Source organism: Roseovarius lutimaris (genome assembly GCF_900115165.1).
In the GTDB taxonomy this organism is placed as follows: Bacteria; Pseudomonadota; Alphaproteobacteria; order Rhodobacterales; family Rhodobacteraceae; genus Roseovarius; species Roseovarius lutimaris.
The window spans coordinates 1-11,751 of record NZ_FOVP01000025.1 but is presented as its reverse complement, the minus strand read 5'-3'; the positions used below and the strand labels follow the sequence as shown (position 1 = coordinate 11,751).

Annotated in this window: 9 protein-coding genes and 2 pseudogenes; 1 reads left to right on the top strand and 10 read right to left on the bottom strand. The window is 54.9% G+C overall.

The genetic code is table 11. The features are described 5' to 3' along the window. Positions 1 to 55 precede the first annotated feature (55 nt). From BMZ91_RS18085 to crcB, 5 genes are all read right to left on the bottom strand, one after another. Positions 56 to 1,075: an amino acid ABC transporter substrate-binding protein gene (locus BMZ91_RS18085; RefSeq protein WP_092841885.1), complete on the bottom strand. Its 1,020-nt coding sequence runs from the start codon at positions 1,073 to 1,075 to the stop codon at positions 56 to 58. A gap of 174 nt (positions 1,076 to 1,249) precedes the next feature. After that, complete coding sequence (locus BMZ91_RS18080) at positions 1,250 to 1,990, bottom strand: ATP12 family chaperone protein (RefSeq protein WP_092841822.1); 741 nt, start codon at positions 1,988 to 1,990, stop codon at positions 1,250 to 1,252. A 4-nt stretch (positions 1,991 to 1,994) separates the two neighbouring features. Beyond that, on the bottom strand, positions 1,995 to 2,669 hold the full coding sequence (locus tag BMZ91_RS18075; RefSeq protein ID WP_092841821.1) for an HAD-IA family hydrolase: 675 nt from the start codon (positions 2,667 to 2,669) through the stop codon (positions 1,995 to 1,997). Continuing rightward, complete coding sequence (locus BMZ91_RS18070; RefSeq protein WP_092841883.1) at positions 2,666 to 3,709, bottom strand: RluA family pseudouridine synthase; 1,044 nt, start codon at positions 3,707 to 3,709, stop codon at positions 2,666 to 2,668. The genes BMZ91_RS18075 and BMZ91_RS18070 overlap by 4 nt, the downstream gene beginning before the upstream one ends. Next, the gene (gene crcB / locus BMZ91_RS18065; RefSeq protein ID WP_092841819.1) at positions 3,706 to 4,083 is read right to left on the bottom strand and encodes a fluoride efflux transporter CrcB; all 378 of its coding nucleotides are present in this window, start codon (positions 4,081 to 4,083) and stop codon (positions 3,706 to 3,708) included. The genes BMZ91_RS18070 and crcB overlap by 4 nt, the downstream gene beginning before the upstream one ends. Positions 4,084 to 4,343: 260 nt before the next feature. Between crcB and BMZ91_RS22110 the strand changes: the two are divergent. After that, positions 4,344 to 4,403 (top strand): annotated as a pseudogene (locus BMZ91_RS22110) (hypothetical protein); the annotation flags it as partial. Positions 4,404 to 4,432: 29 nt separating this feature from the next. Here the strand turns inward: BMZ91_RS22110 and BMZ91_RS18055 are convergent. The 5 genes and pseudogenes from BMZ91_RS18055 to BMZ91_RS18030 all read right to left on the bottom strand — a co-directional run. Then, a pseudogene (locus tag BMZ91_RS18055) lies at positions 4,433 to 4,588 on the bottom strand (transposase); the annotation flags it as partial. Positions 4,589 to 5,017: 429 nt separating this feature from the next. After that, the gene (locus tag BMZ91_RS18045; protein WP_177193910.1) at positions 5,018 to 7,186 is read right to left on the bottom strand and encodes an acetate--CoA ligase family protein; all 2,169 of its coding nucleotides are present in this window, start codon (positions 7,184 to 7,186) and stop codon (positions 5,018 to 5,020) included. 11 nt (positions 7,187 to 7,197) lie between these two features. Further along, positions 7,198 to 8,010, bottom strand: coding sequence for an enoyl-CoA hydratase/isomerase family protein (locus tag BMZ91_RS18040; protein WP_092841816.1), 813 nt, complete (start codon positions 8,008 to 8,010; stop codon positions 7,198 to 7,200). Next, positions 8,003 to 10,123 (bottom strand): TRAP transporter permease, encoded by a 2,121-nt coding sequence (locus BMZ91_RS18035; RefSeq protein WP_177193909.1) that lies wholly within the window; start codon positions 10,121 to 10,123, stop codon positions 8,003 to 8,005. Before BMZ91_RS18035 ends, BMZ91_RS18040 begins: the two co-directional genes overlap by 8 nt. 17 nt (positions 10,124 to 10,140) lie before the next feature. Next, positions 10,141 to 11,283: a TAXI family TRAP transporter solute-binding subunit gene (locus BMZ91_RS18030; protein WP_092841812.1), complete on the bottom strand. Its 1,143-nt coding sequence runs from the start codon at positions 11,281 to 11,283 to the stop codon at positions 10,141 to 10,143. Positions 11,284 to 11,751: the final 468 nt, after the last annotated feature.

The following is an 11,751-nucleotide window of genomic DNA, read 5'->3' as shown; positions in this document are numbered from 1 at the left end:
CTGGTCTCATAGTGAGAGAGGGCGCGGAATGTCCACGCCCTCTCTTGGTCAGGTTTTAGCGGAAGGGCGGCGAGTAGAGGATGCCGCCATCGGTCCACTGGGCGTTCAGGCCACGGGCCAGACCGATCGGGGTTTTCTCACCGATGTTCTTTTCGAACAGCTCGCCATAATTGCCGCCAGCGGCAATCGCGCGCATCGCCCATTGTGCGTCAAGGCCGATCATCTCGCCAAGGTTGCCCTCGGTTCCAAGGATACGGTTCACTTCCGGGCTGCCACCTGCGGCGGCGCCAAGCTCAGCAACGTTCGCGCTTGTGATGCCCATTTCTTCGGCCGCGATCAGAGCGTTCAGCGTCCAACGCGCGATATCACCCCATTCGTTGTCGCCGTGGCGCACAAGCGGGCCAAGCGGCTCTTTCGAGATGATTTCGGGCAGGATGACGTGCTCGGTCGGGTTTTCGAATGCCGCACGGGTCGAGGCAAGGCCCGACGCGTCCGTGGTGTAGGTATCGCAGGCACCGGCAAGGTACTGCTGCTGGCCTTCGGCATTTGTTTCGATCGGAACGGGCTCGTATTCCATGTTGTTCTTGCGGAAGAAGTCCGCAAGGTTAAGCTCGGTGGTGGTGCCGGTCTGGATACAAACGGTCGCGCCGTTCAGATCCTTGGCCGATGTCACGCCAAGCGCCTTGGGAACCATAAAGCCCTGGCCATCGTAATAGTTCACGCCAACGAAATCGAACTTGAGGTCAGTGTCGCGCGAGAAGGTCCAGGTGGTGTTGCGCGCCAGCAGGTCGATTTCGCCCGATGCCAGAGCGGTAAAGCGGGTCTTGCCGGTGGTCGGAACGAATTCGACGGCTGTGGCATCGCCCAGAACGGCGGCGGCAACGGCGCGGCATACGCCAACGTCAAAGCCTTCCCAAACGCCATTTGCGTCAGGCGCAGCAAAGCCAACCAAACCTGTGGTCACGCCGCAGTTCAACTTGCCGCGCGCTTTCACGTCATCCAACGTACCGGCAGCAGCAGCGCCAGCCGCAAGGCCAGCTACAGTCAGCGCGCCCAAAAATACGGTTTTTTTCATTTTTACCTCTTCCTGATTGTCCACCCTTTATGGGTGGTTCGTTCGGCCCTTATTGGCCGGTGTCATACTGTTACCGGGGTGAGTGCCCCATCAGTGCTCGCAAGTTTGTGTGGATTCATCACGAAACGTCAAGTCATTGTTCACGAAAAACACTGGTGAAACCAAGTGTTTCCCTTAAGTCAAGCTTGCCGGGTGGCACGTCGCGTCGTTTCGCGAAATATCGTAAAAGCGCTTGGCGTGCAGAAAGTCAGATTCTTTCCGCGCCGCCATAAATTGCGCCTCTTCATCGCTACCCCATTGCTCTTGCTGCCAGGTTTCGTCAATCCGCGACAGCGCCCAGAGCGTTTCAACAGGATGCAAATCATGCAGGGCGGCAAAGCCGATCACCAGTGATCCGCTCAAGCTCACGAGATCGTGAAAAGCGGTAAGTGCCCAAGAATCCAACGATTCAACCATGTGATGTAGATGCGCAAGCGCAAGCGCATCCTGAGGAGAATGTACAACGCCCACAACCGGGAAAAGTTTAACCTTAAGGACCGAATCGGCCCAATCCAGAAGCGGATCCCAGGCCTCGGCCTGTCGGGCGGTCAATTCCACCGGTGTTTCGGCCCGGTAACAGACAAGATCGGCATCGCCATAATCGGCAATCATCCGGGCCACTTCGGCGTGCTGATGGGCGACCTTGTCGATCGCCGCATTGGCCGAGCGGGTATAGGGCATTTTCGACGGGTCGATCTTTTCGTCCACGGCATCCCATTCGCGGGCAATTTCCCCGGCCAAGGCTCGGGTCGGCACCACCAGCGGCGCCTTGGCCGGGGTGCGCACAGGGCGCGCGTCAAGATGCACGGCATAGCCGTCCGGCGCCTCGGTCACGGTTGCGGTTTTCCAGAACCGCTTGGCTTTCCATGCGCTCATCTCATTACCCCCAAAGCTGGTCAAGCGCGCCCGGCAAGTCGCGAAAATCGCTCAGGATCATGCGGGCCGCGCCAAGCGCCTCGGGGGTATGATAGCCCCAGCTTACACCGATCCCCGGCACACCGGCGGCGCGCGCCATCTCCATGTCAAAGCTGGTGTCACCGATCATCACCGCATTTTCCGGCGCAACGCCGATCTCGGCAAGGGCGGTTTCAATCATCGAGGGATGCGGTTTCGACGGGTGATGGTCGCTGACCTGTCGGGTGACAAAAAGATGCCGCAAGCCGTGACCGTCCAAAAACTTGTCCAGCCCGCGCATTGATTTCCCCGTGGCCACCCCAAGCAGATTGTCGGGCACCGCATGCAGCGCCTCAAGCGTATCGCGCGCATGCGGGTAAAGCGGCGAGGATGTCTCCACGCCCGATTGCGCCCTCAGCCCCATATAGGCGTCCTTGTAGGATTGAACGATCACGGCATGGGTCGTTTCGGGCAACTGCGGCGCCAGACGCGGGATCGCCACATCAAGCGACAGCCCGACAATCCCCAGAACCGCGGCATGATCCGGCGCCGGATGATCGGCGCGCTCGAACGCGTGGGTCATGGCCGCCACGATGTCACCCTGACTATCGACCAGAGTGCCATCCACATCGAAAATGATCAGGCGCAGCGGCGCTGTCATGCCATATCCTCAAGCGGGTCATCGGGGGCCTCGCTCGGGATCCACTGGAACATGTCCCAGGTGCGCTGCATATGATCGGGCAAGGGCGCGGTAAGGTGCAGGATGGCGCGGGTCACCGGGTGCTCGATGGTCAGCGAGCGCGCATGAAGATGCAGTTTGCGGCTGATGTCGCCACCCAATTGCGCTCCCCAGCCATCGCCAAGGTTTTCCTGCCCCGAGCCGCCGTATTTGCCGTCACCGATGATCGGGTGGCCGATCTCGGCCATATGCGCCCGAAGCTGATGGGTGCGCCCGGTGACCGGAATAAGCGCCATCCACGAAGTGCGCCCGCCGGCCGCCTCGATCACCGCGTAGTCGGTGGTGGCGGCCTTGGCGCCGGGGGTGGCGTCCACATCGCGCGGATGCAGGCAGATCATCTTTTCGCCCTCGCCCTTGGCGCCATGACCGGGCGCCTTGACCAGGGCATAGCGGATCGTGCCGATGCGCGGGCTTGGCACACCGGCGACAGCGGCCCAGTAAATCTTGCGGGTGGCACGGTGCCGGAACGCCGCCGTCAGCCCACGCGCCGCCTCGCGGGTGCGCGCCAAAAGCAGGACGCCCGATGTATCCTTGTCGAGCCGATGCACCAGCTTTGGTTTTTCCTCCAACCCAAAGGTCAGCGCCTCGGCCATGCCATCGACATGGCGCGATTGCTTGCTGCCACCCTGCACCGGCAGGCCGGGGGGTTTGTTCAGCGCGATGATGTGATCGTCGCGGTAAATCACACAGGACTGGATCATGCGCGCGTCGGCGGCACTGACCCTGGCGGTATAAACCTCGGGCTTGTCGCCGGGCCGGGGCAGCGGCGGAATGCGCACCTGCTGGCCCGCGACAAGACGCGTGGCCGGTTTGACCCGCCCGCCATCGACGCGAAATTCGCCCTTGCGACAGAGCTTTTCGATCTGAACCTGCCCCAGATGCGGAAACATGCGCCGCAACCAGCGATCCAGCCGCTGATCGCCATCGTCAATCGCGACCGTCAATATCTGAACGCTGCTCATGCCCATACCATCCGTGCCAGCCAGACCCCGAGAACAAGCGCCGCCAGAGACAACACCACCGAAAGCAGCACATAGGCCGCCGCCGCGCCGAGCTGTCCCCGCTCGAACAGGGTATAGGCCTCTAGTGAAAAGGCGGAAAATGTTGTGAAACCGCCCAGAATGCCGGTCATCACAAGCGGATTTAGATGACCAAGATCGCGGTGAAAGGAAAGGACCATGAAACACCCCATCAGAAAAGAGCCCAGAACATTGACAGTGATCACGCCCAAGGGAAAGCCGGGCCCGGTCACGCGCAGAAACGCAAGGGTCGCACCATAGCGCAGGCTGGCCCCGAGCGCACCGCCAATCGCCACCTGAAGTAAGCTTGTCATCATGGCCGCGTCTGTCGCGCGCGCGTCCCTGATTGTCAAGCCGAAGGCGCGCTGAGCGCAGCGTCGCGCGTGTGGCAAGGCCGGGGTGCCTCCAGCGAGAGTATTGTAAAGTTAGAAAGTTGATACTTATCAGTATTATAGTAGAAGTATAAGTCATATGATCTACGTTACTATCAACGTCTCGGGTTCGGGCTGAAAATTGCTTTCAGCTTAAGCAGCGCATCTTCCCGTGAAATCCGTGCCCGCGATCACGCGAAACGCGCAACCTGATCGCAGCGTGGCGTACCGACTTTAACCATCACCGCCCACACACAAGCCTCACTGGCCTGACGCCAGTCAAATATGCTAACGGGTCGGATACTGTCATGCCGCCATACTTGGCTTTCCACTTGTACAGCGTCGCATCGGACATCCCATGCTTGCGGCAAAGCTCAGACACTTTGGCACCCGCAGCATACTCCTGCAAAATCCCGACTATCTGTTCCTCTGTGAAACGTGACTTCCGCATTCTTCGTTGAGCTATGCCCGAAAGTTGGTGACGCCGCCTAATCACGCCGTCACCAACTTTCGGGCATAGCTCAGCCAATAAAGCTCTCCTCTACAATGCGCAGCTTGTCATCATCCGACCAATACCGGCGGCGTTCACCATCGGCAGTAGACAGAACTTCGATTTGGGGGCGGTTGGTAAAGTCGGACATAAGGTCGGACGCACCATCGGAGCGAAACCAAGTTCAGACGGCCGCCCCCCGAGGCATACCTTTCAGGGCCACATCCTGGCACATTGCGATGCCATCTGGGGAGGGCGGCAACCACCCCATCTTACAACAACGAGCGGCCCAACATGCGCATTGGCGGCATCACACCCGCTATGAAACTGAAAGCACCCGCCTGAATTCTACGGCTGAGCCCCATTAAGAATGGCGTGATCACCAACGTCTTATTCGTCTTTTTGGTTTTCACCGATTCCAGAGCGTGTTGCGCAATTGATAAATCCATCAACTGCAATAATCGAATCCGCGCTGCAAATCAGCGGATTAACATCTATTTCTGAGATCAAATCCGCGTGGTCGGACAGCAATTCCGAAAAACGGCATATCACGTCTGCCAGTGCGCCTCGATCCACGGCTGGGAGGTGGCGAAATCCATCAAAAATGTCTTGGCAGCGCAGTCTAGAAATCATTTCGGCGGCTGTCTCTCTATCCACTGGTGCCACTTCCAGGGTTGTATCCTTAACCAATTCCACTAAAATCCCGCCGAGCCCCAAAACAAGCATCGGCCCGAATTGCGGATCGACCCGGCCACCTACCATTATTTCGATACCCTGAGGGATCATCGGTTGTAGAATAATCCTCCCACACCCGTTGTCATCAAGCGCATCCAGCGCCGCCCGAACGTTTGCAAACTCTGCTGCTATTTCGTCAGGTTGGCGCAGGTTCAGTCGGACGAGCCCTGCTTCGCTTTTGTGGGCAAGCCCTTGCACTTCTCCCTTGAGAACGACGGCGCCGCCAAGGCGAGATGCCATTGATAGAGCTTCCTCAACGCTGGTAACCACATAATCCTGAGCGACATTTATCCCGTAGGCAGCAAGTAGTTCCTTGGAGGCCCGCTCAGTCATAGCGCCATTGGCATCGGCAAGCAGGCGTGCCCCAATCTTCTTTGCGTCTGGCGACGAGACCCGGCGTTTAGGCTTACCGATGCGCGCGCGCGCCTCGGCACTGGATTTCCAAGCTGCCAAGGTCGCGAAACATCTATCCATGGTACGGAACCACGCTACATGCCCCGCTTCTTCGGATTCACGTGCTCCAGGTCCGGACGTCCATTCACTGATCCAGACATTGCAAACGATTTTGTTGGCCTTGCGCGCGATTTCGTTCATCTGAACAATGCGTGGAATGGCAAAATCCAGCGCCAGGACGTGAGGGGTTACAAGCGCAGAGAACGCTTCGTCCTTCATCATTGCACTGGCACATTCATTAAACATCTCGGGATCGTTTACCACTTGTGCTGTTACGTCGCTGGGGTTTCCAACACTACCGAAATCCGGGACACGGGCAGCGAGTGTCGCGTGCGTGGAGGGCGCAAGTGGAGGAAGAGGCACCTCATGCTTCTCGGCAGTATCCGCTGCAATTATGGATGCTCCGCCCGAAGTGGTCAGTACAGCCACGCCGTTACCCTGAGGCACCAGAGGCGCCTTGCAGAAAAAGGCCGCTGTTTCCATCATAGCATCGATGCTGTCGACAACGACGGCACCAGCACGGCGGAGGCTTGCGCAACAGGCATCGTGAGAGCCCGCAAATGTGCCAGAGTGTGACATCGCCGCCGCTGCGCCGCCGTCCGAAGCAGCCATCTTGTAAACGATCAACGGTTTTTCAACCGCCGCCGCCCGAAACGCCGCATTAATAAGTTTTGAAGCGTCACGCACGCCTTCAAATGCACAAGCGATCGCGCGGCAACTTTCATCATCTACCAGAAACTCGATATAGTCTGTAATATCGACATCACATGAATTTCCGGAAGTTAAAACGTGTGACAACGAACAGCTTCGTTCGGTCGCTTGCGAGAGTGCTATGCCCAGAGCACCAGACTGACTGATGACCCCAATCGAACCGCGTGGCCAGGGTGTGACCTTGCGTGGGGCAACTTGGAATGTCATTGCGGCGCCCGACCCAATATTGATGACACCAAGGCAGTTCGGTCCAACAATTCGTATGCCGGAGGTGTTCGCGATCTCAGTAAGTTGTGCTTGCACGGCGATATCTTCAGGTTTGGCAGTCTCACCAAATCCAGATGCAAAGATGACAACTCCGCCTACGCCAAATTCCGCACAGGACTCGACAATTTCAAGAACATTATTACGCCCGACAACGATGACAGCACAGTCTGGTGTCTCGGGAAGGTCGCCGAGCCCCGCATAACATCGCTGACCATCTATCGTTTCATAGCGCGAATTTACGGGATAGACGCGCCCATCAAAGCCAACCAAGTTCTCGAGAACCCTCTTACCGAAAGACCCTTCGCGTGGTGACGCCCCAATAACAGCTATCGCTTTTGGATCAATCAATCGCCGGAGATTATCATAACTCGCCGCCTGCAGGTCCTTAGCCATCAGTTGACCCCTCATTCGTATTGCCTAAACTGCTCTTCACGCCATGCTAAGGCAGCCTTCAGTCCTTCGCTGCGCCTTATCTCATCGAATTTCTGGAACTCGGGCGAAACTGAAGCATTCATCAGAGTGCAGGCGTGCATTCCCTGCTCCATCGCAGCGTTCATTCCTTGGGCCATGGCGACCCCATTGAGCGAGCGCTTATTCCATTTCAGGCATTGCATAGAAACTTGAGCCATGCGCTTTGCGATCTTCATCACTTCGTCGTGGAGCTCTGCTTTGGGGTAAACTCGGTTCACTAAGCCAAGGCGCAACGCCTCTTCAACATCTACTAGGTCGCCAGTATAAATCATCTCACGGCAACGGGCGCCAACGATCCAAGGCATGATCATCGTTGTGATACCTGTTGAGAAACGTGTTTCAACGACGCCGAATTGCGAATCCTCAGAGCAATAGCGCAGATCGCACATCTGCGCGAACTCCAGTGCGCCAGCTAAACAATATCCGTCGATCATTGCGATCACAGGTTTAGAGCAGTTCCACACGCATTCAGTGAAATGATGGTTCGCCCGGACGTAATTACTCCACTCCTCAACTGATTTCTTTTCGGCCTGTGCCGCCTCTTTGAGATCATAACCCGTCGAAAAGGACTTACCGCCCTCCCCTGTTAGGACCAAAACCCGCACCTCCGGATCTTCGTCCAGTACATTTACCATTTCTATTATTTCGGAACGAAGTTGGCGGTTGAACGCGTTGAGATTAGAGCCGCGTTCAAATGTAACGAGAGCCACACGGTCTTCAATTTTACAGGATATAAGCTTAGCCAATGCTTTTTCTTTCTTTGCTGTTTGGTGTTTGAGAGGACATCCGTGTCAACAACACCGTTGTGATCATTATTGCGATACCTGCCACGTTTGAGGTGGCCTCCGGGTAGGCAAGAAGAAGGCCCGCCAGGAGCAATGCACCCCGAGCAACCCATCCCTTGAAGCCTTTATCCAAGGCTCCGACTAAAACCAGATACCCTTGCAGGCCCGCCGCTATCAGGACAGTGCCAAGCACTGCGCTTAACACTTCAACTAAGACTTCAAAAATTGGGCCATTCAAAATAAGCGCGGGGTTTAGGACAAAAAAGAATGGCAAGAAGTAGATAATACTTCCAAGCCGCATCGCTTGCAGTCCGGTATTTATTGGTTTGGATCCGGCCAAAGTCGCCGCCGCAAAAGCTCCGAGAGCGACAGGTGGCGTAATGAATGAGATCATGCCCCAATAAAGAATGAAAAGATGTACAGCAATCTTATCAAGCCCCAAGTTGATGAGCGCCGGGGCCAAGACAATTGCAAGAAAAATGTACGCTGCAGTTACGGTCATTCCAATACCCAATACGAAACTGGTAAGAGCGCCCAGAAAAAGCATGAAATAGACATTTCCACCGGCTAACCGTATCAAATCCCCGGAAAAACTGCCGGCCATTCCCGTAACCATAACACCGCCAATGATCAGGCCGACAGCCGCCAGAACGCCGACCAACTCCGCGAGGAGCCTACCATTGGTTTCGATGTAGGAAACAACATCGCTCCAGGAAATCCGGATGTGTCTTGGGAGGTTGGCTACAATTAGCAACAAAGCCCCTCCGACGACTGGGACACGTGTGACCAGATCGGCGGGAAGTTCGTTGCTGTTTACCGCCAAAGCGATAAAGGCACCGATTGCAGTTCCAACAACATAAAACCATGGATCCGCTTTGGACAGCTTACCCAACTGGCTCAGTGCGAGGAGAGTTGCCGTCGCATAAAAGGGCGCCTGAGCTTCTCGCCCAAGGTGGAGCAGTAAGTAAACGAGAAAGAAAAACGCAAAGATATAGTACCAACCAGATTTCACAGTCTCAAGCGCAGATGGTAGCTCATCGGCGGGCAAGCCTTTCAGATCATGACGCGCTGCATATGCATCGATTTGAACGAACAGGCCAAAGAAGTATAGAAAGGAAGGAACAATTGCCGCGACAGCGATCGTTGCATACGAAACACCCAGAAATGATGCCATTACAAATGCAGTTGCGCCCATAACTGGCGGCATCAACACACCACCGGTTGACGCACACGCTTCAATGCCTGCGGCATAGCGTGCTGGATACCCTGTACGAACCATTGCGGGTATCGTCATGGGCCCCGTTGTCAAAACATTGGTGATCACGCTTCCGCTGAGGGAACCAAAAAGCCCACTTGCAACAATAGCTACTTTTGCGGGTCCACCACGCACCCCCCCCAAGGTTGCAAATGCGAGATTGATGAAGAACTTACCACCTCCCGTGGAGCTGAGCGTGACACCAAATATGATGAAGCCGATGATCAGGCTACCAAACACACTCATCGGAATTCCAAGAACTGACTCCTCGCTTAAGAGGTGATAACGCGCGGTATTGATAAAGCTTTGTTCCTGCCCGGAAAACAACGAGGGTACAAATGACGATCCTGCAAATATTGGGTAAAGGGAAAGCAGGCTAAAGACGACGAAAATGGACCAACCACCAGTCCGACGGGCTGCTTCTAAAACAATACCCCATAACACAACTGCAAGGACCGCCGGAACTGTTGGTGAGTAATACTCCCAACCTTCTTGAAGGCTCTGAAGTCCAGTTGCCGCAAAGTAGATAGATATACCTAGAGCTAGGCTGAAAAGCAAAACATCATACCAGGCAACAACTTCTTTAGAAGCGTTAGATGTTGCCGGGAACACGATAAAGATCGCCGACAGAAACACACCTAAAAGCAGATACAGGTAACTGTTGTTCAAAATTACAATTCCTGAAAAGAACTGCAAACTGAATATTTGGTTAACCGATAGGACAAAGCCAACGCATGTTAGCGCTACAAAGATTCCGCGCCAAAATCCTGTAACAGCGCGGAAGCGGCTAGACACCACCTGGGCCTCGGCCGCCTCCATTGTACTCGCTTGTTGCATTATTTTGTCCAGATCGGAGCAAAGCCAGCAGATTGCAGGGCTGCGGCTCGCTCGGACATCCAGGTTTCATAGCTGGATGTCGCCCCAGATTTTCCCCATGCTTCCTCAAGTACAGCTTGACGCTCAAGCAGTTTGGCGTTGTGCGCCTCATATTCGTCGGACCAAACACCGATTTCCTTGAAATATTTCACGGCCCCTTCATGGTAAGGGATAATCCAGTCAAAGACTTGTTTGTCCATAGCGAAACCTGCAGCAGACGAATGACCATCTTTGTAGGAATCATACTTTTGGTGGAGCAGTTTTGTTAGGTCGTAGACCGCCTCTTCACTTTCCCAATCATATGTAGCCAAAATTGGATAACCAAAGGTCGCGCCTTCTAGACTGTTTTCTTCTGAAAGGCCTACTCCAGCGGTCGCTGTATGAGGAACAAACCATGGAGCATTTTCATTCAGGCGCGCCCAATTCTCAGTTTCCGAGTGTGGTGCAGGAAAGAAGTGAAGCCCACGCGGAGACCCCTCTAGCTGAAAGAGCTTTGATGAGTCTGAAGCCGCAATGGCTGCGTCAATGTTTCCATCAATTAACCCCTGGATAGACGCGCCCCAACCTGGTGACGTAACCTTGACCACGTCATCCCATGTCAAACCTCCATATGCGAGCCACCCACTCATACTTTGGTTGAGCGATGGGGCCCCCACCACCCATGAAACGCGTTTCCCGCGTAGATCGGACGCATGTTCAATACCAGCGTCCTTAGCGGTCGCAGCCAAGGCTGTGTTTGAATCCCCCCAACCCATCATCACGAGCCTGACCTTCTGAGGCCCCCAAGGAGATTTTCCGAAATCCAGAACGCCCTCTTGTGCCTGATAGACACCCACGCCAGTTGTTGTGAATGAAACCTGTTTAACGCGAAGAGGTGTCAGCCTTGAAACGTCATTTTTTGCGGGCATCACGCGCATACTATAACCGTCTTCAGCGAAGGCATTCCCGATCGCGACAGAAGCAGCATATGCCGATCCCGACGTTCCATACGACGTAACTGCGAATTCCTTCGGTAGACCTTGCGCGTAGCCTAGTTGAGCTCCGCAAAAAAGGCCAACCACAGCTGGCAGCAAGCTCGTTTTTATTACTACTTTGTACATCATCTCTTCTCCCTTTGGTTTATTATTTATAAAGCCCTAGTCTTACTCTCCGGTAAGCTTGGGCAATTCTCCTTGTCAGCTATGCACCGTGTGTTTGCAGCTTTTTTTATTCAGAGCGGCTCGGGTTATCTATGCATTCAAATTCTTCGCCGTACATCCTAATTAAACGGTTCTTCGTCACCGTATCCTTCTAAATCCGCGCCCAGCACCGCCTCGCCAAAATACGGTCCAAGCCCAATATGTGAAGACTGTGACGAGAACGGTTGAACATTGGCGCAAACTCCTCCCGCTGCGTAAGTTTCAGCTTAAGTAATATAAATTCTTTTGACAGCGAGAAATAATTGATATTAGGGTGAGATTTTTAAACATATAGAGCGCCAATGAATCTTAGATTTTTGACAACCGTTGTCGCCTTTTCAAAGCATCAAACGCTGAACGCGGCGGCGCAGACATTGGGGCTGAGCCATTCCG

Coding starts and splice junctions, on each gene's coding strand:
- BMZ91_RS18035 (WP_177193909.1), bottom strand. CDS start 10,123: ATGGAGGCGGCCGAGGCCCAGGTGGTGTCTAGCCGCTTCCGCGCTGTT.
- BMZ91_RS18085 (WP_092841885.1), bottom strand. CDS start 1,075: ATGAAAAAAACCGTATTTTTGGGCGCGCTGACTGTAGCTGGCCTTGCG.
- BMZ91_RS18045 (WP_177193910.1), bottom strand. CDS start 7,186: ATGGCTAAGGACCTGCAGGCGGCGAGTTATGATAATCTCCGGCGATTG.
- BMZ91_RS18080 (WP_092841822.1), bottom strand. CDS start 1,990: ATGAGCGCATGGAAAGCCAAGCGGTTCTGGAAAACCGCAACCGTGACC.
- crcB (WP_092841819.1), bottom strand. CDS start 4,083: ATGATGACAAGCTTACTTCAGGTGGCGATTGGCGGTGCGCTCGGGGCC.
- BMZ91_RS18030 (WP_092841812.1), bottom strand. CDS start 11,283: ATGATGTACAAAGTAGTAATAAAAACGAGCTTGCTGCCAGCTGTGGTT.
- BMZ91_RS18070 (WP_092841883.1), bottom strand. CDS start 3,709: ATGAGCAGCGTTCAGATATTGACGGTCGCGATTGACGATGGCGATCAG.
- BMZ91_RS18075 (WP_092841821.1), bottom strand. CDS start 2,669: ATGACAGCGCCGCTGCGCCTGATCATTTTCGATGTGGATGGCACTCTG.